The organism is Pseudomonas sp. ADAK18 (assembly GCF_012935695.1).
Lineage (GTDB): Bacteria > Pseudomonadota > Gammaproteobacteria > Pseudomonadales > Pseudomonadaceae > Aquipseudomonas.
Genome location: NZ_CP052859.1, coordinates 810354 through 832125, shown reverse-complemented (window position 1 = coordinate 832125; position 21772 = coordinate 810354). Strand labels below are relative to the sequence as shown.

General features: G+C 58.1%; 21 protein-coding genes and 1 pseudogene. 11 read left to right on the top strand and 11 right to left on the bottom strand.

From position 1 onward, the window contains the following. The first annotated feature begins 4 nt into the window (after positions 1-4). Positions 5-1387 (top strand): sodium:solute symporter, encoded by a 1383-nt coding sequence (locus tag HKK55_RS03815; RefSeq protein ID WP_155583365.1) that lies wholly within the window; start codon positions 5-7, stop codon positions 1385-1387. A 708-nt stretch (positions 1388-2095) separates the two neighbouring features. Here the strand turns inward: HKK55_RS03815 and HKK55_RS29390 are convergent. Continuing rightward, positions 2096-2218, bottom strand: a complete 123-nt coding sequence (locus HKK55_RS29390; RefSeq protein WP_003210728.1) for a PA1414 family protein — start codon at positions 2216-2218, stop codon at positions 2096-2098. A gap of 136 nt (positions 2219-2354) precedes the next feature. After that, positions 2355-3248 (bottom strand): LysR family transcriptional regulator, encoded by an 894-nt coding sequence (locus HKK55_RS03810; RefSeq protein WP_169353437.1) that lies wholly within the window; start codon positions 3246-3248, stop codon positions 2355-2357. A gap of 103 nt (positions 3249-3351) precedes the next feature. Between HKK55_RS03810 and HKK55_RS03805 the strand changes: the two genes are divergently transcribed. Beyond that, a complete protein-coding gene (locus HKK55_RS03805; RefSeq protein ID WP_169353436.1) occupies positions 3352-4518 on the top strand; it encodes an MFS transporter in 1167 nt (388 codons plus the stop codon). Here the strand turns inward: HKK55_RS03805 and HKK55_RS03800 are convergent. Both HKK55_RS03800 and HKK55_RS03795 read right to left on the bottom strand, forming a co-directional pair. Beyond that, the gene (locus HKK55_RS03800) at positions 4508-5950 is read right to left on the bottom strand and encodes an NCS1 family nucleobase:cation symporter-1 (RefSeq protein ID WP_169353435.1); all 1443 of its coding nucleotides are present in this window, start codon (positions 5948-5950) and stop codon (positions 4508-4510) included. The genes HKK55_RS03805 and HKK55_RS03800 overlap by 11 nt on opposite strands. A 292-nt stretch (positions 5951-6242) precedes the next feature. Then, the gene (locus HKK55_RS03795; RefSeq protein ID WP_169353434.1) at positions 6243-7079 is read right to left on the bottom strand and encodes a S1 RNA-binding domain-containing protein; all 837 of its coding nucleotides are present in this window, start codon (positions 7077-7079) and stop codon (positions 6243-6245) included. Between the two features lie 336 nt (positions 7080-7415). Between HKK55_RS03795 and HKK55_RS03790 the strand changes: the two genes are divergently transcribed. From HKK55_RS03790 to HKK55_RS03780, 3 genes are all read left to right on the top strand, one after another. Further along, positions 7416-7595, top strand: coding sequence for a hypothetical protein (locus HKK55_RS03790; RefSeq protein WP_034146402.1), 180 nt, complete (start codon positions 7416-7418; stop codon positions 7593-7595). A 209-nt stretch (positions 7596-7804) separates the two neighbouring features. Next, positions 7805-8533: a TorF family putative porin gene (locus HKK55_RS03785; protein ID WP_169353433.1), complete on the top strand. Its 729-nt coding sequence runs from the start codon at positions 7805-7807 to the stop codon at positions 8531-8533. Between the two features lie 65 nt (positions 8534-8598). After that, entirely contained in the window at positions 8599-9465 is an 867-nt protein-coding gene (locus tag HKK55_RS03780; RefSeq protein WP_169353432.1) for a DUF6279 family lipoprotein, read from the top strand. 60 nt (positions 9466-9525) lie between these two features. On the opposite strand, the gene HKK55_RS03775 is transcribed toward HKK55_RS03780, so the two are convergent. Then, complete coding sequence (locus tag HKK55_RS03775; RefSeq protein ID WP_169353431.1) at positions 9526-9918, bottom strand: transcriptional regulator; 393 nt, start codon at positions 9916-9918, stop codon at positions 9526-9528. A gap of 155 nt (positions 9919-10073) precedes the next feature. Here HKK55_RS03775 and HKK55_RS03770 point away from each other — a divergent pair, with 155 nt between their 5' ends. The 3 genes and pseudogenes from HKK55_RS03770 to HKK55_RS03760 all read left to right on the top strand — a co-directional run bounded on the left by HKK55_RS03770 (position 10074) and on the right by HKK55_RS03760 (position 12933). Further along, the gene (locus tag HKK55_RS03770; protein WP_169353430.1) at positions 10074-10349 is read left to right on the top strand and encodes a hypothetical protein; all 276 of its coding nucleotides are present in this window, start codon (positions 10074-10076) and stop codon (positions 10347-10349) included. 105 nt (positions 10350-10454) lie between these two features. Continuing rightward, positions 10455-11479 (top strand): annotated as a pseudogene (locus HKK55_RS03765) (IS110 family transposase). A 329-nt stretch (positions 11480-11808) separates the two neighbouring features. Further along, positions 11809-12933, top strand: coding sequence for a GNAT family N-acetyltransferase (locus tag HKK55_RS03760; protein WP_169353429.1), 1125 nt, complete (start codon positions 11809-11811; stop codon positions 12931-12933). Between the two features lie 11 nt (positions 12934-12944). Here HKK55_RS03760 and aqpZ read toward each other — a convergent pair whose 3' ends face one another. The 5 genes from aqpZ to HKK55_RS03735 all read right to left on the bottom strand — a co-directional run bounded on the left by aqpZ (position 12945) and on the right by HKK55_RS03735 (position 18050). Next, positions 12945-13649, bottom strand: coding sequence for an aquaporin Z (gene aqpZ, locus HKK55_RS03755; protein ID WP_169353428.1), 705 nt, complete (start codon positions 13647-13649; stop codon positions 12945-12947). 170 nt (positions 13650-13819) lie between these two features. Beyond that, positions 13820-15652 carry an ABC transporter ATP-binding protein gene (locus tag HKK55_RS03750; protein ID WP_169353427.1) on the bottom strand — a complete coding sequence of 611 codons (1833 nt, stop codon included), beginning with the start codon at positions 15650-15652 and terminating at the stop codon, positions 13820-13822. 83 nt (positions 15653-15735) lie between these two features. Next, positions 15736-16299: a peptidylprolyl isomerase gene (locus HKK55_RS03745; RefSeq protein WP_169353426.1), complete on the bottom strand. Its 564-nt coding sequence runs from the start codon at positions 16297-16299 to the stop codon at positions 15736-15738. Between the two features lie 3 nt (positions 16300-16302). Next, entirely contained in the window at positions 16303-17112 is an 810-nt protein-coding gene (locus HKK55_RS03740; protein ID WP_169353425.1) for an alpha/beta fold hydrolase, read from the bottom strand. 14 nt (positions 17113-17126) lie between these two features. Then, positions 17127-18050, bottom strand: a complete 924-nt coding sequence (locus HKK55_RS03735; protein WP_169353424.1) for a LysR family transcriptional regulator — start codon at positions 18048-18050, stop codon at positions 17127-17129. 49 nt (positions 18051-18099) lie between these two features. Here HKK55_RS03735 and HKK55_RS03730 point away from each other — a divergent pair, with 49 nt between their 5' ends. The 3 genes from HKK55_RS03730 to HKK55_RS03720 all read left to right on the top strand — a co-directional run bounded on the left by HKK55_RS03730 (position 18100) and on the right by HKK55_RS03720 (position 20242). Further along, a complete protein-coding gene (locus tag HKK55_RS03730; protein WP_169353423.1) occupies positions 18100-18414 on the top strand; it encodes a 3-phosphoglycerate kinase in 315 nt (104 codons plus the stop codon). A gap of 151 nt (positions 18415-18565) precedes the next feature. Continuing rightward, the gene (locus tag HKK55_RS03725; protein ID WP_169353422.1) at positions 18566-19165 is read left to right on the top strand and encodes an FMN-dependent NADH-azoreductase; all 600 of its coding nucleotides are present in this window, start codon (positions 18566-18568) and stop codon (positions 19163-19165) included. A gap of 201 nt (positions 19166-19366) precedes the next feature. Further along, positions 19367-20242: a carboxylate/amino acid/amine transporter gene (locus HKK55_RS03720; RefSeq protein ID WP_169353421.1), complete on the top strand. Its 876-nt coding sequence runs from the start codon at positions 19367-19369 to the stop codon at positions 20240-20242. A gap of 102 nt (positions 20243-20344) precedes the next feature. Here HKK55_RS03720 and HKK55_RS03715 read toward each other — a convergent pair whose 3' ends face one another. Next, entirely contained in the window at positions 20345-21634 is a 1290-nt protein-coding gene (locus HKK55_RS03715; protein ID WP_169353420.1) for a mechanosensitive ion channel family protein, read from the bottom strand. Between the last annotated feature and the right edge of the window lie 138 nt (positions 21635-21772).

Sequence of the window (21772 nt, the reverse complement as noted above, 5' to 3'; positions counted from 1 at the left end):
CGTCATGGCTTTAGATCTATTCGTCGTCCTCATCTACGCCGCCGGCATGCTGGTGCTCGGCTACTACGGCATGCGCCGCGCCAAGACCCATGAAGACTACTTGGTGGCCGGCCGCAACCTGGGCCCGACGCTGTACATGGGCACCATGGCCGCTACCGTGCTCGGTGGTGCGTCCACCGTTGGCACCGTACGCCTGGGCTATGTCCACGGCATTTCCGGGTTCTGGCTGTGCGCCGCGTTGGGCGCGGGAATCATTGCGCTGAACCTGTTCCTCGCCAAACCGCTGCTCAAGCTGAAAATCTTCACCGTGACCCAGGTCCTGGAGAAGCGCTACAACCCCATGGCCCGCCAGGCCAGTGCGGTGATCATGCTGGCCTACGCGCTGATGATCGGCGTGACCTCGATCCTGGCCATCGGCACCGTGCTGCAAGTGCTGTTCGACCTGCCGTTCTGGATCTCGGTATTGGTGGGCGGCGGCGTGGTGGTGGTCTACTCGACCATCGGCGGCATGTGGTCGCTGACCCTGACCGACATCGTGCAATTCGTGATCAAGACCGTCGGCCTGATGTTTATCCTGTTGCCGATCTGCCTGTACCGCGTCGGCGGCTGGGACGAACTGGTGGCCAAGCTGCCCGCGTCGAATTTCAGCTTCACCGAAATCGGCTGGGACACCATCATCACCTACTTCATGATCTACTTCTTCGGCATCCTGATCGGCCAGGACATCTGGCAGCGAGTGTTCACCGCCCGTGACGAAAAGGTCGCCAAGTACGCGGGCACCTTCGCTGGTTTCTACTGCATCCTCTACGGCCTGGCCTGTGCACTGATCGGCATGGCCGCCCATGTACTGCTTCCGGACCTGGACAACGTCAACAACGCCTTCGCCGCCATCGTCAAAGTCTCGCTGCCTGACGGTATTCGCGGCCTGGTGATTGCCGCCGCACTGGCTGCGATGATGTCCACCGCCAGCGCCGGCTTGCTGGCCGCCTCCACTGTATTGACCGAAGACCTGCTGCCGCGCCTGCGGGGTGGTAAACAGTCGAGCCTGAATATCAACCGCCTGTTTACCCTGCTGACCGGCATCGCCGTGCTGGGCATTGCCCTGGTAGTGAGCGACGTGATCAGCGCCTTGACCCTGGCTTACAACCTGCTGGTGGGCGGCATGCTGATCCCGCTGATCGGGGCGATTTTCTGGAAACGCGCGACCACCTCGGGTGCGATCACGTCCATGACGCTGGGTTTTGTCACGGCCCTGGCATTCATGATCAAGGATGGGTTGGACGCCAATACGCCGATCTATTACAGCCTCGGCGTGGGTCTGGTGAGTTTTGTGCTGGTGAGTTTGTTGTCTCGTCGGCCTGAGGCAGCGGCTGTTCGCGCGGTCTGATAACGAAGCTTTCTTCAACGGGTGCGACGTCGGTTGTCGCACCCGTTTTTTTTACCTGATCTAGCGCTCAGCCCTGACAAATAGATCGTCGCACTCCTCACACGCAAAATATTGCTCCAGCGCCAGACACTCAATCACCCCGGTGGCTCCCGCCCTCACCTGCCACGTGCACGCTTGCCCCTGGTATTTCAACGTACCTTCAAGGTAACAAGGCGCCCACTCGTAGCGATCATGCAACGTGCGACTATCAATAGTTGCGGCGCGCTGGAAAAAATCCCGTACCTGGTTCCGATCAAGAGGGACGTCTGAAGGACGACAGCTTTGAGGTTCCAGAGACTGGAAGTGGGAGATGACGATGTCTTCTACGTTGTTTTTAGAGTCTGAGGCATGGGGGCTTACGCAGCCTGCGATAAGCACCACAATGCCCGACAACCGAAACCCGGAGCTCATATGCACATCGCTCTGCTTTTGCCTTGAGGGAAGCAACAACATAGGGCTTTAGAACAATGAAAATACTGGCGGGTACCGCAACAGGAGATGTCCGACCAGAACGGTTTCATAGTCAGACAAATTCAATGATTCAGCGAAAACAAGATTTGGGAAATTTTAGCCTGCAGGCCCAGCCTCAGGGGCCAAAACAACCCTGAGTAACCCACCCGGCAGCGCTCGCACGATAAACCCAACCTTCGCGTGAGCGCCTTTCAGGACTTACCTGCGACGCGGCCGACGTTGCTCATCATCGGTGCGAATAGGCACCGGTTGCAGCGGAGGCTCGATCAAGCCCAGTGCGACGCCGAGGTCGTGCAGCCAGTTTTGCAGTTTCTCTTTCATGGTGCCCCCTTGGGGTAATGCCGAACGGCAGAGTTCTGTCGCCGTTTCATACAGATAGTAGCCCTAAGTCCTACGTAATGCTTGCTTGAAAGCACAACGAACTATTACTGAATGGATCAAAATCCTGACGGATCGTTCAAGCAATCGCTCGGGCATCTTGTACGGGTTCTACCTTGCCCTCTTGTTGCAGATCAATCCACGCATTGAGGTTAGCCCCGAGCATACCCTTGCGCCACATCAGCCAGGTGGTGGCACTGGCAAAAGGCTCCGCCAGCGGATGAACGGACACGCTGTCCTTGCCGGGCAAGCTCTCGAGCATCGATTCAGACATCAATGCCACCCCGGAACCGGCGATGACACAGGCCAGCATGCCCTGATACGACTCAATTTCGATGGCCCGGCCCATGGCCACACGATCGTGGGAAAACCACGCCTCCAGCCGCGCCCGGTAGGAACAACTGCGTCGGAAGGTGAACACCGAGCGCCCGGCGACGTCTTGGGGCCCGCGCACCGGTGGGTGATCAGCTTCACAAATCAGCACCAAACGCTCTTCACACAGAGGCACGCCGTCCAGCGTGGCCAGGGTCAGCGGCCCATCCACCAATGCTGCGTCCAGACGCCCGGTGATCAGGCCCTCTAGCAACTCACCACTGGGCGCCGATTGCACCTGCAAGTTCACCATCGGATAAGCCTTGTGATAACGCGCCAGCAACGTCGGTAAATGAATCGCCGCCGTGCTGTACATGCTGCCCAGGACAAAGTCCCCGGCGGGCTGCCCGCCCTGCACGGCGCCATGGGCTTCGTCATGCAAGGCCAGTAGCCGTGCGCTGTAGTCCAGCAGGACCTTGCCGGCCGGTGACAACTGCAAGCGCTGGCGCTCACGGACGAACAACTCTACACCCAACTGTTCTTCCATCTGCTTGAGCCGGGTCGACAGGTTGGACGGCACCCGATGCAGGCGCTCGGCGGCACGAGTGATGGAGCCCTCCTCGGCCACGGCCTGGAAAATCCGCAATTGACTGAACTCCACACCATTCTCCTAAACAGAACAAGTTACTCACTATTATTCAATTTTAAAGAAAGTCAATCCGTCCTAGCCTAACGGTCACTCGCTGCTTGCAGGAAAACTGACCATGTCCCCCCTCATCCGCTTACTCGCCAGCTTTATCGCTCTGATGATGGCCATGGGCATTGGCCGCTTCGCCCTTACTCCCCAAATGCCCCATTTGCTCAGTGAAGGGCAGATCGACCTGACACAGGCCGGCCTGATCGCGGCGGCCAACTACCTGGGCTATTTCGTCGGGGCGGTGGATTCGATGTTCGCCCGTAGCCATCATCATGTGCGCGGGCGGCTGCTCGGTGGATTGTGGTTGTGTGTACTGCTGACCCTGGCTTCGTTCTGGGCCAATGGGTTCTGGTCACACCTGTTATTGCGCTTTGGTACCGGCGTCGCCAGCGCCTGGGTACTGGTGATGATCACAGGCTTGAGCCAGCCACTGGCTATTGCCGCTGGTCGCCCACGCCTGGGGGCCTTGGTCTTTGCCGGACCGGGTTTGGGGATTTTTCTGACCGGGCTTCTCGCGCTCGGCTCACACTTGCTGAATCAGACGTCTGCCACTTTATGGCTGATCTACGCAGCGGTCGCCCTGGTGATGTTGCTGGTGATTCTGCCGCTGTTGCCCCAGGCAAACGCCACCACGGCGCCTGCCGCCAATGCTCAGGGTGGCACCAACGGCAGCATTGCGCGTTTGGGCTGGATCTATTGCCTCTACGGTCTGGGCTACATCATTCCGGCGACGTTTCTGTCGCAGATGGCCAGTGCCCAGTTCAAAGGTGCCTGGCAGGCTGATTTGTTCTGGCCGTGCTTTGGCTTGGCCTCGGCGATTGGCGTGCTGCTGGTCAGCCTGCGTCGACACAACCCGAACGCTACCCGGCATTGGTTGATCGCGACGTTATGGCTGCAAGGCGCCGGCGTCTCCGCTTGTCTGCTGGGCAATGGCGCGGGGTTGGCGCTGGGGGTACTGCTGTGTGGGATGCCGTTCCTGGCGTGCATGCAGTTGGTGATGCAACGTCTACGTGAAATCGCACCGCACGGCACCCAACGCAATGCCGGCTTGCTGACCGCATGTTTCGCCGTTGGCCAACTAAGTGGCCCGCTGCTGGCGGCGGTGAGCAGTCACTTCAGTGGCGGGCTGCAGCCCGCCCTGATCGTGGCCGGTAGCGGTTTGTTGCTGGCGGGGGCGCTGTTGCTGCGCCCCGCCGCCGCTACCGTGACCGGCGCAAATCCGCTCAGCCAGTAACCAGTGTCGCCGGGGCACGGACCTGCTCCCGGCGAGCCAGGACCAGAAAAAACGCACCGCCGAGAAAGCAACCGGTGAACCAGGCAAAGTTGGCCATCGGCTGCAGCACGGGAATGAAGGTAATCGCCACACCCACCAGCGTCGCGGGCACCAGCGCCTTGACTGCCGTCCAGTTGACCCCGCCGTCGAAGTAATAACGTCCACTCGGGCTGTCATCGAACAGCGCGTCGACATCAATCTTCTGATTTTTGATCAGGTAGTAATCCACCAACATAATCCCGAACAACGGCCCGATAAACGCCGCCAGTATGTCCAGGGTGTAATGGATCATCAGCGGATTATTGAACAGGTTCCAAGGGGTGATGAAGACCGAAGCCACCGCCGCGATCATCCCGCCGGCACGCCAACTGATCTTGCTTGGAGCCACGTTGGCGAAATCGAAGGCTGGCGAGACAAAGTTCGCGACGATATTAATGCCAATGGTCGCGGTGACGAACGCAAACGCCCCCAGCAATACGGCCATGTCATTGTCGATGCGCGAGACGGTCGCAATCGGGTCGTGGAGCATTTCACCGAACACCGGCAAGGTGCCCGAGACAATCACCACGGTCACCACAGAGAACGCCAGGAAGTTCACCGGCAGCCCCCAGAAATTACCGCGCCGCACGTCCTTCATGGTGCGGCAGTAGCGACTGAAATCGCCGAAATTCAAAGTAGGTCCGGAAAAATACGAGACCACCAGCGCCGTGGCGACGATCACCTGACCGAATGCTTCCCAGCCAGACAGGGACTTTTCCGACAGGGTAAAACTGATATTCGCCCAGCCTGCTTTCCAGACAATCCAGCCGGCCAGCACGAACATCACCGCATAGACCACGGGACCGGCCCAGTCGATAAAACGGCGAATGGATTCCATGCCGGTCCAGAACACCAATGCCTGGAGCGACCACAAACTGAGGAAACCGAACCAACCCAAGTAAGACAGGCCGGCAAAATGCGGCTCAGCGTACGCCGCCATCTGTGGGAAAAAGCGCAGCACCACAATGATCAAGGCACTGGACGCCAGGTACGTCTGAATCCCATACCAGGCAACGGCGATCAAACCGCGAATCACCGCCGGAATATTCGCCCCGAACACACCAAAGGCCATCCGGCAGATCACCGGATATGGGACGGCGGCCTGCTGGCTCGGCTTGGCCACCAGATTGGCAATCAACTGAACAATGCAGATACCGGCCAGCAAGGCGATCAACACCTGCCAACTGGCTAACCCTAACGCAAACAAGCTGGCCGCAAATACATAACCGCCGACGCTGTGCACATCACTCATCCAAAAGGCGAAGATGTTGTACCAGTTCCATTTTTGCGGCAGCGGTCCCAGGTCCTGGTTGTACAGGCGCGGGCTGTAGCCTTTGGGCAATTGTTCGGACATCGCAGGGCTCCTCGAAAATACCGGCCTGCCACCCGCAACGGGAGTGCGTACGGGAGGCGGCATGGTTTGTATACGAGATGATGAGCAGAATGCGTGCCAACGGAATAAAAGACGACACAATCCCTCTAGGACAAGGGTCAAAAGAGAGAGGGATCAGCCAACAGAAAGGGAGATAAAGCGATTAAACGGTGCAGATGCGCTCAGCAACGGTGCAGCTCAATCCTGTACACAATCAATTGCACAGCTGCTGCTTGCAGGAGCAGACGTGCTCCCGCAACACAACCCATCTCGGTCAGCTCAACTCAATGCGATCCGCATGAATCACAATGTGCCCCTGCTTGTAGAGCGCACCAATGGCCTTCTTGAAGTTGCCCTTGCTGACGCCGAACAAACTGCTGATCAAGGCCGGATCGCTTTTATCGCTGACCGGCAACGTGCCGTTGTTGTCACGCAACTTGGCGAGGATCTTCGAGTTCAGGCTGGAGGCCGCCTCTTCACCCACCGGTTGCAGGCTCAGGCTGATGTTGCCGTCGGCGCGGATTTCCTTGATAAAACCTTTCTCTTCTTTACCCGGGCGCAGGAACTTGAACACTTCGTTTTTGTGGATCAGGCCCCAGTGCTTGTTGTTGATGATCGCCTTGAAGCCCATATCGGTGGCTTCAGCAACCAGCAGATCAACTTCCTGGCCGACTTTGTAGTTGGCCGGGGTCTTGTCCAGATAGCGGTCAAGACGCGCAGTGGCGGTGATGCGCTTGGTGTGTTTGTCGAGGTAGACGTGCACCACACAGTATTCACCGGCGGTCATCTGGCGCTTTTCTTCGGAATACGGCAGCAACAGATCCTTGGGCAGCCCCCAGTCCAGGAACACGCCGATGCTGTTGACTTCAACCACTTTCAGACTGGCAAATTCACCCACCTGTACTTTTGGCTTTTCGGTGGTAGCGATAAGTTTGTCATCGCTGTCCAGATAAATAAAAACGTTAAGCCAGTCTTCATCTTCACTGGGAATATCTTTGGGAATATAACGATTAGGCAAGAGGATTTCGCCCTCTTGATCACCGTCCAGGTACAAACCAAAGTTAGTGTGTTTAACCACTTGCAAGCTGTTGTAGCGCCCGACTAAAGCCATTTCCAATACCCTCGTTACGTGGGCGGCATTCTACCCGAGTTTGACGGCAACGGAGCCCCGACCGGGTCCACAGCCCCGAAAAATCATGGCCTGGGCTGGTCTTTTCCCAGTAGGCCTCCGCTCGTCTGGTCAGCACCCTACATTTCGCCCATGATCCAGGCTGTTTTCTGACCATCGGTTTCTAGTTAAAACAGCGAGTTAGGCGTTTATTTCAAACATCAACTTAGGCATTTCAGAAGAGTGCCGCTTATTTCAGGGGGATATTTGTCAAGCAATTGTCAAGCTTTTCATGTACGATGCCTGGCCAAGTTAATTTTCTACAGGTTAGTGGCCGCCATGCGTGTAAAAGCATCCAACAGCAAAGCAAAGCCAGCTCCCGCCGTTGAAACCAGCGAATCGATCAACAGCCAGATTGCTGCTTTCCTCAAGTCCGGTGGCGAAATCCAGCAGATTGCCAAAGGCGTGAGCGGCCAGACTTTCGGCCCGTCCAAGCAGATCACCCTGGGTAAAAAGTAACACCCGCGCGTGACACCTGGTCCCTAAGCGCTTTGCCTTCCAAGGCGCTAGGACTAGAGCCCGAAATACCCTCCTTGCTCCACCTTCTATTGAGCTAATCGACGAACGGGCCTCATCACCAGGCTTTCGCCGGTATGCTTGCACACGTCTAAATCGGGCGTTTGCCTGATACTTCCTGTTACTGCTCCTCGCTTTCCACGGAGTGAAGCATGCTCAAAACCTGCATTTTCCTGGCCTGCGCCCTATTGGCCAGCCCTCTCGCCGAAGCGCAGGTTTTCCAGCGTGAACTGGGGGACTTCGACCTCAAGCTAGGCACCACCCCCAGCCGCAGCATGGCCCAAGGCCTGGTCAAACCCACGTCTGCCGGTAGCGATTCTTTCCACGGTGGCCTGGACCTGTCCCACGACAGCGGCCTGTATTTCGGCCAATGGTCGCCTAGCATGGGGCTTTCATCGGCCACTAACCTTGAAGTCGACTCCTACATGGGCTTCAAGCACCCTTTCGATCAAACTCTGGGCTATGAACTGGGGATGATTCACTACAGTTATCCAAAGTTAAGCCCCCTCGACAGCCAAGAGTTCTATGGCGGCCTGACCCTGCTGGGCAATCGCTTTGGCGCCGCCTTCAGCAACGACCCGGACCGCCGCGACAGCACGCTGTTTGCCGACTTGGGTGGTGGAACCCAGCCCTTCGGCATCGGCGTCAGCATCAAGTACACCACCCATCAGTTGGGCAGTCCGGTGTCGGTGACTGATGGCGGCTCGATTTCCAGCTTCAGCGACTGGTCAGTGAAGTTCTCCCGGCCGTTCATGGGCATCGATCTCAACCTGATCTACAGCGACTCCAGTCTCAGTGGCGGCGATTGCTCGGCATACTCTGGACACAACTCGCAATGTGACGGCCTGTTGACCTTGAAGGCCGAGCGGTCGTTTTATTGATGGGCTGAACTGTCGCCCTCGTGGCGGGTTCAGATGAACTATCCCATCTGCGCAAGGACTCGCCCATGCTGCGTCGGTTAAAACTACTGGTGGTCCTGCTGGCCCTGAGCCTCGTGCTTGCCGGCTGCAATCGGGTGGGCCTGGCCTATCGCAACCTCGACGTAATCATCCCCTGGACCCTCAACGACTACCTGGACATGAACGCCGGGCAAAAGAGCTGGTTCAACGATACCCTCAAGGAACACCTGGCCTGGCATTGCACCACCCAACTGCCGGGCTACCTGGATTGGCTGGACCGTCTGCAACAGATGGTCGACAGCAATCAAGTCACCGACGCCGCCCTGCAAACCCGCACCGCAGAGGCCAAGCAGGCGATTGCCGAAGTCGCCCGGCAAATCACCCCGTCGGCGACCGAACTGTTGCGTGGCCTGGACGATCAGCAGGTCAACGACATGAAACAGGCGCTGGCGAAGGATCTGCGCAAACGCCAGGACGAATACCTCAAGCCATCACTGGAACAACAGATCAACGAGCGCAGCGAGCGCATGATCCAGCGCCTGGATACCTGGCTCGGTTCGCTTAGCCCCAGCCAACAGAATCGAGTAATGGCCTGGTCAATTACCCTGGGTGAACAGAACCAGCAGTGGATCGGCAATCGCGCCCATTGGCAGACGCAGTTCATCGCTTCTGTGGAGCAACGCCAGAGCAGCGACTTCTCGCAGAAAATGCAGCAACTGCTGGTGGACCGTGAAAGCCTGTGGACCCCGGCTTATCGGCAGGCCTATGCCCAGACGGAACAGGCGGCCCGCAGCCTGATCGTTGACTTGATGGCCGAAAGCACCGTGCAGCAACGGCAGAAGCTGGCGCAAAAAATCGACAAGGTGCGCAGTGATTTCAAGGCGCTCAAGTGTTTGCGAAGCGCCTCACTATAGCCTCAGCGCAATTCACTGCGATCCTCGCCTTGCGCACAGGCGCAATCAGCACCTCTGGATTCAGGCTATCTGCGCTTTGGACGCCACTTCATCGAACGTCGCTGGATCCAACGCATCCACCTGTTCATCCAGTACCTGGCGCGGGTGATCGTTACCCGGAATGCAGCTGTCGATCAGGCTCAGCAGCTGGGAGCCACGGAGCGTCAGGATGAAGTTCTCGCCATTGCCGCCCTCTTCCTCGGGACGCGACTCGATAAAGCCACGGTCCAATAGCAGCTTTTCGTATTCGGTGGCGGTGACTTTCAGTTCGTCGAGGTTGCCAGTGGACTCGCCCGCCGTAGCCTTTTGCGCGGCGTGTTGCTCGGCATACTTGCGCGGGGCAAAACTGTCACCCGCACTGTTCTGCACTTCATGAAGCAGACGTTCAATCAAATCCCAATTGTAAGTCGTCATCCTGATTCCTCCTTCAGGCACACGGATAGATGCCCTTCATAGGTTGTGACATGCAGCGTCAACAGCCGTTCAGCCTTGTGGACAGGCGTCATTGCACTGAACTTTTGCATTGGCCGCCACCTCAACTGAACATCACCGTCATGGAGGTCAGAACGATGAAAAACCTGCTGAATATGTTCGTTGCCGCCACGCTGTTCGCTGCCCTGCCCACCTGGGCGTGTACTCCGGAAGAAGCCACCGCCAAGCGTGAACAACTGGCCAAGGAAGTGAGCAAACTCACGGAACAGAACCCGACCAAAGCCAAAGAGATAAACGAAGAGCTGCAGCACATGGACCTGGACACCGCCAGCGCCGATCTGCCGGACAAGTGTCAACTAATCGACAAAAGGCTCCAGGAACTGGATGAAGCCGCTGCCAAAGCCAAAAACTGAGGGCGAAAAAAAACCGGACAGCGTCCGGTTTAATGAGATGGTCACCCCCAACACCCTGTGAGGGCTACGCTTTCACGGGGTGTTTTGTTTTCGGAGGCCATCATCATGAGCGAGTCAGCACTGATCGGTATCGATCTCGGCAAACATACTTTCCACCTGCACGGCCAGGATAAGTCGGGCTGTGAGGTGTTTCGCAAAAATGCTCACGGACGCAAATGATGCAGTTTTTCGGCAACTCGCCGAGCTGTATCGTGGTGATGGAGGCCTGTGCGGGGTCGCACTATGTTGCTCGTCAGTTGGCGGCAATGGGGCACACGGCCAAGCTGATTTCTCCGCAGTTCGTTAAGCCCTTCGTCAAGGGCAATAAAAACGACTTTGTCGACGCTGAGGCAATCTGCGAAGCCGCTTCGCGCCCATCTATGCGCTTCGTCACGCCTAAAACCGAATCCCAGCAAACCCTGTCCGTGCTACACCGGATGCGCGAATCGCTGGTGCATGACCGCACCAAAACGGCTAATCAGATGCACGGTTTCCTGCTGGAGTTTGGGATCAGTCTGCCCAAAGGGTTGGCCATCATGAAGCGTCTGGCGAGCGCCTTGGCCGAGCATGAATTACCCGTTCGTCTGACGATATTGTTGCAACGCCTGCACGACCACTTTGCCTACCTGGATGAGCAAATCAAGGTCTTGGACAAAGAGCTGGCGGGCCAACTGGCCGACGATGATCTGGGCAGTCGTTTGCTGAGTCTTCCATGTGTCGGCCCGATCACCGCCAGCCTGCTGGCTGTAGAAATGGGCGACGGCAAGCAGTACCGATGCAGTCGGGACTTTGCCGCCTCAGTGGGCTTGGTGCCCAGACAGTACAGCACCGGTGGCAAGGCCAACTTGCTGGGAATCAGCAAGCGTGGTGACAAGCACCTGCGACAACTGTTGGTGCAGTGTTCCAGGGTCTATATGCAAAATCTGGAGCACCAAAAAGGCGCCTTGGCCGATTGGGTGCGCTCATTGCTAAGTCGACGACATTCGAATGTCGTGGCCTGTGCCCTGGCTAACAAACTGGCGCGTATCGCTTGGGCGATAGCCGCTCACCATACGCAATATGAAGCAGGGCCAGACGCCTTGAACGCCTGACCCCGCGGTTGTTGCAGTACCACGATTCACCTTCAGGTTTTGCGATAGCTGAACAACAGATGATGTGAACGGCACACCGGCCTGGCGAAGATCCTGACATAAAAATCGGCTTCAGAAGCCGACGGGTTTTTAAGGATCGTCAGGCGCGACTCTCATCGTGGCGCTGGGGCATGCCCCAAACAGACGCCGGATAGATTTAAGCAAGCCAACCACACCACCCGTTAATCAGTATTGCAAAAATGGGGGTGACCATAGATTTTTTATGGCCGTGAAAGTGCTGGAACTGCGATACTCGCCCCGTCTACCAGCAATCATCGTCGGGGAAGCGGATGCCGTTACAACGTTTGAATAACCTGTCCGAGATTGCCCCCGACGACTGGAATGCACTGGTCCCCGTCGACCAGCCTTTCCTGCGCCATGCCTTCCTCAGTGCCCTGGAAGACAGCGCCAGCCTCGGTCCGCACTCCGGCTGGCAGCCTGAGCACTTGCTGCATTATGAAGACGGGCGCCTGATCGCCGCGTTGCCCAGCTATCGCAAGTGGCATTCCTATGGCGAATACGTCTTCGACCATGGTTGGGCCGATGCCTGCGAGCGTGCCGGTATCGACTACTACCCCAAACTCCTGACGGCCGTTCCTTTCAGTCCGGTGAGTGGGCCGCGCCTGCTGGCAGCCAGTGCAGAGGACGGTTTTGAGTTACTCAAAAGCCTGCCTGGCTACCTGGAAATCGAAGGTCTTTCCAGTGCCCATATCAACTTCACCGATGAGTTGACCGACAGCGCCCTGGCCCTGCAGCCAGGCTGGCTGCAGCGATTGGGTTGCCAGTTCCATTGGCAGAACCGTGGTTACCGAGATTTCCAGGACTTCCTCGACGCCTTGAGTTCGCGCAAGCGCAAGCAGATGCGCAAGGAGCGCGAACAGGTAGCGGGGCAAGGCATCGAGTTCGAGTGGTTGCAAGGTCACGAGCTGAGCGAGGCTCAGTGGGATTTTGTCTATGCCTGCTACGCCAATACTTACGCCGTGCGCCGGCAGTCGCCTTACCTGACACGGGCTTTTTTCAGCCTGTTGGCCGAACGCATGCCTGAAGTGATTCGCGTGGTGCTGGCCAAGCAAGGATCACGGCCTGTTGCAATGGCCTTCAGCTTGATCGGCGGCGGCAGTTTTTATGGGCGTTACTGGGGCTGCCTGGCGGAGTTCGACCGCCTGCATTTCGAGACATGTTTCTATCAAGGTATGGATTACGCGATTGCCCACGGTTTGCAGCGTTTCGACGCCGGTGCCCAGGGCGAGCACAAACTGATTCGTGGGTTCGAGCCGGTCATTACCCATTCCTGGCATTACCTGCGCCATCCCGGTTTGAAGACGGCGGTGGCGGACTTTCTGGAGCGGGAGCGTGTGGGGATTGTGGCGTACGCCGAGGAGGCGAGAACAGCCCTGCCTTATCGGCAGGGCTGAACCCGTTTGCCTCAGGCTTTCTCTTCTTTGCCCAACCAGCGATAAACCACACCGCCGACCACTGCACCGAGGATCGGCGCGACCCAGAACATCCACAACTGCTGGAGTGCCAAACCGCCGACAATCAGCGCCGGGCCAGTGCTGCGAGCCGGGTTGACCGAGGTGTTGGTGACGGGGATCGAGATCAGGTGGATCAGCGTCAACCCCAGGCCAATGGCAATTGGCGCCAAGCCAGCTGGAGCACGACGGTCGGTGGCGCCGAGGATGATCAGCACAAACATCGCTGTCATCACCAACTCAGTGACAAAGCCCGCAGCCATCGAGTAACCACCCGGTGAATGCTCGCCATAGCCATTGGATGCCAGGCCGCCGGCCAGTTCAAAGCCTGGTTTGCCGCTGGCAATGAAGTACAGCAGCGCAGCCGCGACGATGGCGCCGATAACCTGAGATACGATGTATGCCGGTAACTCCTTGGCCGGGAACCTCCCGCCCACTACCAGCCCCACGGATACTGCCGGGTTAAGGTGGCAACCGCTGATATGACCGATGGCATAGGCCATGGTCAGCACGGTGAGCCCGAATGCCAGGGCCACACCGAGCAGACCAATCCCGACATTGGGGAACGATGCGGCCAATACGGCACTCCCGCAGCCGCCCAACACCAGCCAAAACGTACCTAATCCTTCCGTAACGGAACGTTTGAACAGAGAAGACATGAACACGTCCTTAATAGATTGCTCTATCTGATTAACTGGTCGGTGAAGCTTCCTTGCCGCTTATGTCAGGATCCTCCTGAATCCTGATTGCAGTACAGCAGGATTATGGCGTATGACCAGTTTGATAGAGAAAAACTGTCAGAATTGTTCGGATTTTGAGACAGTTGGCGTCAGTCGATTCCTACAAAACCTCCCGTCTGGTGCTGCCACAACCGCGCATACAGCCCGCGATGAGCCAGCAGCTCGGCATGGCTGCCGCTTTCGGCGATCTGCCCCTTTTCCAGCACTACCAACCGGTCCATCCGGGCAATGGTCGAGAGCCGGTGGGCGATGGCGATTACGGTCTTGCCTTGCATCAGGGTTTCCAGGCTTTCCTGGATCGCCGCTTCAACCTCCGAGTCGAGGGCTGAGGTGGCTTCGTCCATGATCAGGATCGGCGCATCCTTGAGCAGGACCCGGGCAATCGCAATCCGCTGGCGCTGGCCGCCGGAGAGTTTCACACCACGTTCGCCGACATGGGCATCCAGGCCGGTGCGGCCTTCGGAGTCCGACAGCAGCGGGATGAACTCATCAGCGCGAGCCTTGTGCACGGCGGCCCAGAGCTCTTCGTCGGTGGCGTCGGGCTTGCCGTACAACAGGTTGTCGCGGATCGAGCGGTGCAGCAGCGAGGTGTCCTGGGTGATCATGCCAATCTGTTCGCGCAAGCTTTCCTGGGCGACCTCGGCGATGTTCTGGCCGTCGATCAGGATGCGCCCGCCTTGCAGGTCATACAGGCGCAGCAGCAAGTTCACCAACGTGGACTTGCCCGCACCGGACGGGCCGATCAGGCCGATTTTTTCCCCGGCTCTGATCTCCAGGTTCAGGCCGCCGATGATTCCGCTTTTCTTGCCGTAGTGAAAATCCACCTGCTCAAAACGCACTTCGCCGTGTGGCACGCTCAGGGGCTGGGCATTTGCCACGTCGGTGACGGCGACCGGTTGGGCGATGGTTTTCAGGCCGTCCTGGACCATGCCGATGTTCTCGAAAATGCCGTTGACCACCCACATGATCCAGCCGGACATGTTGACGATCCGAATCACCAGGCCAGTCGCCAGGGCGATGGCGCCGACGGAGATCATCGATTGGGTCCACAGCCACAGGGCCAGGCCCGTGGTGGTGACGATCAGCAGGCCGTTCATGGTGGTGATCACCACGTCCATGCTGGTGACGACACGGCTGGCCAGTTGGGTTTTCTCGGTCTGCTCGACGATGGCTTCCTTGGCGTAGTTCTGCTCGAAGTGGGTGTGAGCGAACAGCTTCAAGGTGGTGATGTTGGTGTAGCCATCAACGATCCGGCCCATCAATTTTGAGCGCGCTTCGGAGGAGATCACCGAGCGTTCCTTGACCCGAGGGACGAAGTAACGCAAAGCCAGGCTGTAGCAGACGATCCAGGCGACCAGCGGGATCATCAGGCGCCAGTCAGCCTCGGCGAACAGCACGAGGGCGCTGATGGCGTAGATCGCCACGTGCCAGATGGCATCCACCGCAGCGACTGCGGAGTCCCGCAGGGAGTTGCCGGTTTGCATGATGCGCTGGGCAATACGCCCGGCAAAATCGTTCTGGAAGAAATTCAGGCTCTGTTTGAGTACATAGCTGTGGTTCTGCCAGCGGATCAGGCTGGTCATGCTGGGGCTGATGGTCTGGTGCACCAGCAAGTCATGCAGGGCGCCGAAGATCGGGCGCAACAGCAAGGCGACCACGGCCATCCAGATCAGCTCGGTGGCGTGAATCTGGAAGAAGTCGGGCGGCGGCGTGCCCTGGGCCAAGTCAATGATGCGACTCAGGTAGCTGAACAGCGCCACTTCGATCAGTGCGCCGATCAGGCCCACCACCAGCAGCGCGGCAAAGCATGGCCACACCTGACGCAGGTAATAGAGATAGAACGGCAGGACTTTATCGGGAGGAGACGCGGTGGGGGCGTCGCGGAAAATATCGATCAGTTGTTCAAAACGACGATAGAGCATTAGGTCTGACGCCCGCCGGGCGGGCTCTCCTGTTCAAATACGCGCGGGGCCTTGTGGGCGCCGCGCGAAACTCCCTGTAGACCTCAGTCGATGCGCTTGGCCGACTTGATCAGGACAGGATCGATTGGCACGTTTTGCATGCCCTGTTTGGTGGTGGTTTGCGAGTTGACGATGACGTCGACCACGTCCATGCCTTTGACGACTTTGGCGAAGACTGCGTAGCCAGCATCGCGGCCTGGATCAAGGAACGCATTGTCTGCAACGTTGATGAAGAATTGGCTGGTGGCCGAGTTCGGGTCGTTGGTACGGGCCATGGACAAGGTGCCACGCACGTTATGCAGGCCGTTGCTGGCTTCGTTCTTGATCGGCTCTTCGGTCGGTTTTTGCGACATCTGTGCAGTGAACCCACCGCCCTGAACCATAAAACCCGGGATCACACGGTGGAAAATGGTATTGGTGTAGAAGCCCTTATCGACATAGGCCAGGAAGTTCTTGGTGCTGATCGGCGCCTTGACCGGATCCAGTTCGATTTCGATATCGCCATTGGTGGTGGTGATCAGTACGTGGGGCGCCTTGGCAGGTTCAGCGGCCATCAGGTTGGCAGCAAACAGAACGGAGCCTGCAAAGAATGCGATTTTTTTCAGCATGGGTCAGTGATCCTGGGTAGTGGTTTCGACTGTATTCAGAAAATCGAGCAAGGTGGTATTGAAGACGTCGGGTTGGTCCAAGGGCGTGGCATGGCGGGAATCGTTGATCACCACCAGCCGCGCATCAGGCAGCAGTTTTACATAGATTTCTTTCTGCGCCACCGGGGTGTAGTCGTGGTCGGCGCTGATGACCAGAGTTGGACAGGTGATCCTGGAAAGTCGTTCCTGTACGCCCCAACCGACAATCGCATCGAAGCTGGCGAGATAAGCACGTTTGTCGTTTTTTGCCCAGCGTTCGGTCATCTTGCGCCGCAATTCGGCCTGCTCAGGCTTGGGGAACAGCATCGTGCCCAAGGCCTTGCCGATGGTATTCAAGCTCAGTATTCGCGCCAGACTCCAGCGCTTGACCCACTGCCAATAATCGCTGGCGGTGCGGACCTTGACCTGAGGCGCGCTGTTGACGATGCACAGGCTCTTGACCAACTGGGGTTCATCCACGGCCAGTTGAAAGGCGATCATGCCGCCCATGGACAGGCCCACCACGTGGGCAGGTGTCAGATGCAAATGCTCGATCAGCGCCACCAGGTCGGCGGTAAACCCTGGGATGCTGTAGCGCTCCCGGGGTTTGTCGGAGCGGCCATGACCGCGTATGTCCACGACGACCAACCGGTAATGTTGTGCCAGCACCGGCACCTGCAACTCCCAATCCAGACAACTGGAGCCCAAGCCGTGGATCAGGATCAGCGGTGTGCCGTGGCCGTGGCCGTATTCCTCGTAATGCAGGGTGCAACCTTCATGTTCGAAATAGGCCATTGATGAACTCCTGTTCAGGCTTGCTGCGGTGCGGCAAAAGCTGCGTCCAGCGGTGCGGTGTCAAAGGTACGCAGCAGCTCGACGAGAATCTGCGTGGCCGGGCCCAAGGGTTTGTCCTTGTTCGAGTACAGGTAAAATGTCGGGTTGCGGCTGGCACCTTTCTCCAAGGGTAGCTGCTTGAGCAAGCCTTCCTTGAGTTCGCGTTCGATCATGTGCCGGGGCAGCCAGGCAAAGCCCAGGCCGCTGCTGACGAAGGTGGCGGCGGTGGGCAGGCTTCCGACCGTCCAGCGTTGCTCGGCGCCAAGCCAGCCGACGTCTCGCGGCTGCTGGCGCCCCGAGTCGCGGATCACCACCTGCATCTGGCTCTCCAGGTCGTGGAAGCTCAATTCACGGTTCAATCGGTGCAACGAATGTTCTGGATGGGCCACGGCGATAAATTCCACGTCGCTCATTTCAGTGCCCAGGTAGCCAGGGATGATGAAGCCGCTGATGGCCAGGTCAGCCATGCCGTCGATCAGCAGCTCCTCGACGCCGGACAGCACTTCTTCGCGCAGGCGTACGCGGCAGCCGCGGCTTTGCGGCATAAAGGCGGTCAGGGCGCGCACCAGCCGGGCGTTGGGGTAGGCAGCGTCGACCACCAGGCGCACTTCGGCTTCCCAGCCCTGTTCCATGTGATGAGCCAGGTCTTCCAGCTGGCTGGCGTTTTTCACCAGTTGTCGGGAGCGACGCAGCAGCACTTCGCCGGCTTCGGTCAGTACGGCCTTGCGCCCGTCGATGCGCAGCAATGGCACGCCCAGTTGGTCCTGCATACGGGCCACGGTGTAGCTCACCGAGGATTGCGAACGGTGCAGCGCTTCGGCCGCCTGGGCAAAGCCTCCATGGTCGACCACGGCTTGCAGCGTGCGCCATTGATCAAGGGTAACGCGGGGCGCTTTCAAGATGAGCTCCTCTTGTCCTAAGCTGGCAGTCCTTACTGGAGACTGCCGAATGAGAAAATTCTGTTGTGTGCTGCTGACGCTGCTGCCGTTAAGTGCGTTTGCCTATCCCATTGACGTGACGAAAAAGATCGAGGGCGTCAGTGTCGACTACAAAGCATCTGACGTTGACGGCGATATCAGTTCGATCCAACTCAATAACTACGGCACCAACGACGCGGTGTGCAAGGTAGTCTTCACCAACGGCCCGGAATCCCCTCGCACTCGCCAAGTCACGGTCCCCGCGGGGAAGAGCACCAACACCACGGCCAAGTTCACCCGCGACATTATCCGGATGCGCATCGCCCTGACCTGCGCACCGAAATAACGCATAAGCGGAGCACGCCTACAGCAATACTCCGCTTATAAACAAATTTATAGATGGGTTATAGCAGTTTTTTACGCTTTTTTATCGAATGAGCTCTGTTTAACCTTCACTCCATCAACTTACAGCATTTACCGATGGAGCCTACATAGCCATGTCCCGTGTTCTGATCATCGAAAGCAGCGCCCGCCAGCAGGATTCAATCTCCCGCCAACTGACCCAACAGTTCATCAGCCAGTGGCAGGTCGCCCATCCGGCCGATCAGATCACCGTGCGTGACCTGGCCATCAACCCAGTGCCGCACTTGGACGCGAACCTGCTGGGTGGCTGGATGAAGCCGGTCGAACAACGCAACGATATTGAACAGGCCTCCCTGGACCGTTCCAATGAATTGACCGATGAGTTGCTGGCAGCCGACGTTCTGGTGATGGCCGCTCCGATGTACAACTTTGCCATTCCCAGCACGCTCAAGGCTTGGCTCGACCATGTGCTGCGGGCCGGTGTGACCTTCAAGTACACCGCTACCGGTCCCCAGGGTTTGCTCAATGGCAAGCGCGCCTTTGTCCTGACCGCGCGTGGTGGCATTCATGCCGGTGGCGCCAGTGACCATCAGGAACCTTACCTGCGCCAGGTCATGGGCTTTGTCGGCATCCACGATGTCACCTTCATTCACGCCGAAGGGGTGAACATGGGCGGCGACTTCCAGGAAAAGGGCCTGAACCAGGCCAAGGCACTGCTGGCCCAGGTGGCCTGATTGTTAATCTCCAGATAATCGCCCGCTGTTTATATAAGGCCACGCAACCCTTCAAGTACGCGTATCGAACCTCCCTTTGCACTTGTTGCTCCTGAGTGCTCCTGCCCGATTGACGCTTTAGCGAGATCGGGTTTTTTTTGCCTTGAGTTTCGCAAGTGTTCGAAAACCGCTAAGGTCCCGCCCATTCGATATGAGGCGAACATGGGCTACCTACTGATTGTCACCCTGATCCAGGCATTTTCCTTCAGCTTGATCGGCGAATATCTGGCGGGGCACGTCGACAGTTACTTCGCGGTATTGGTGCGCGTACTGCTGGCAGGCCTGGTGTTTATTCCGTTGACCCGCTGGCGCTCCGTGGAGCCCGCGTTCATGCGTGGCATGTTGCTGATCGGCGCTCTGCAGTTTGGCGTGACGTACGTCTGCCTGTACTTGAGCTTTCGCGTGTTGACGGTGCCGGAAGTGTTGCTTTTCACCATCCTGACACCGTTGCATGTGACCCTGATCGAAGACGCCTTGAACCGGCGTTTCAACCCTTGGGCACTGATTGCGGCACTGGTGGCTGTGGCGGGCGCGGCGGTGATTCGCTTTGACCAGATCACGCCGAACTTCTTCATGGGCTTCCTGCTGCTGCAACTGGCCAACTTCACCTATGCCGCCGGGCAGGTGCTCTATAAGCATCTAGTGGTGCGTCATCCCAGCGATCTGCCGCACTATCGGCGGTTTGGCTACTTTTACGTGGGGGCGTTGGCGGTGGCATTACCGGCGTTCCTGCTGTTCGGCAAGGCCAACTTCTTGCCGGAGGCGCCGTTGCAATGGGGTGTGCTGGTGTTCCTCGGCCTGGTCAGTACTGCGTTGGGGATGTACTGGTGGAATAAAGGCGCTTGCCTGGTCAGCGGCGGCACCTTGGCGGTGATGAACAATCTGCATGTGCCGGTGGGCTTGCTGATCAACTTATTGATCTGGAATCAGCATGAGCCGTTGGGACGGTTGTTCCTTGGAGGGATGGTGATTCTGGGGGCGGTGTGGATCAGCCGGTTGGGGATAAAGTCCGGACCTGGCGTAAAGCCGGCGGCGTGATCAGTCTTACGGGTGTTCTAAAGTGAGGGGGCTCAATTGCTGTTCCAACTGACGGGTGATCCGCAGTTCCAGCGCTCGTAGCACCCCTCGCAGTCGTCGATATCAGTTTTCCAGGGCTTCCATGGCCCTGGCGTTCTGCTTCACCGGAAACAGGCTGGCCCGCAAGTCATTGCCGCTGGGTTGTTGGTACAGGCTCAGGCCAAACTCCGGCAGCACCGCCAGCAAATAATCGAAGATATCGCCCTGGATCCGCTCGTAGTCGGCCCACGCCGTGGTGCGGGTGAAGCAGTAGATTTCCAGGGGTACGCCTTGGGCGGTGGTCTGCATCTGGCGGACCATGCAGGTCATGTTTGGCTGGATGTCCGGATGGCTCTTTAAGTAGGCCAGGGCATAAGCTCGAAAGGTCCCCAGGTTGGTCATCCGTCGACGGTTGGTGGTCAGTTGCGCGCTGTGGCCCTGGGCTTCATTCCAGGCTTTCAATTCCGCCTGCTTGCGGCCGATGTAGTCGGTCAGCAGGTGCACCTGAGTCATGCGTACTTCTTCATCGTCCCGCAGGAAACGCACACCACTGGCGTCGATAAACAGGCTGCGCTTGATCCGCCGCCCGCCAGAAGCCTGCATGCCGCGCCAGTTCTTGAACGACTCGGACATCAGCCGCCAGGTGGGGATGGAGACGATGGTCTTGTCGAAGTTCTGCACCTTGACCGTGTGCAGGGTGATGTCCACCACATCGCCGTCGGCACCGACCTGAGGCATTTCGATCCAGTCGCCGACCCGCAACATATCGTTGCTGGTCAGTTGCACACTGGCGACGAATGACAGCAGGGTGTCCTTGTAGACCAATAGAATCACGGCCGACATGGCGCCCAGGCCTGAGAGCAGTAACAGCGGCGAGCGGTCGATCAAGGTGGCGACGATGATGATGGCGCCAAACACGAACAGCACCATCTTCGCCAGTTGCACATAGCCCTTGATGGAGCGGGTGCGGGCGTGTTCGGTGCGGGCGTAGATGTCCAGCAGGGCATTGAGCAGGGCGCTCAGGGCCAGGACCTGGAACAGAATGGTGAATGCCAGGGCGACGTTGCCGATGAACACGGTGCTGGTTTTGCTCAGCTCCGGCACCAGGTACAGGCCGAACTGAATCACCAGGGACGGGGTCATCTGCGCCAGGCGATGGAAGACCTTGTTGTGCCGCAGGTCATTGAGCCAGTGCAGGGCCGGTTGCCGACCCAGCAGTTTGACGGCGTGGAGGATGAGGTAACGTGCCACCCGTCCGAGCAGCAGGGCCACCACCAGCAACACCACCAGCGCCAGGCTTGAATGCAGCAGTGGGTGTTGGTCGAGGGCGCCCCAGAGGTCTTGGACGTTGAGCCAGAGCTGTTTGATATCCATGGGTTAAAGCGATTCTTCTGTAGGACTGACGGGGCGATTAGAGCATTGAAGTGCTTCAAAGTTAGTGTTGCGGACAAATCCCCTGACAAAAAAGCGCCTGATTAGCGTTGTTCGCGTAAAGAAACTCGGCCTGAGCGC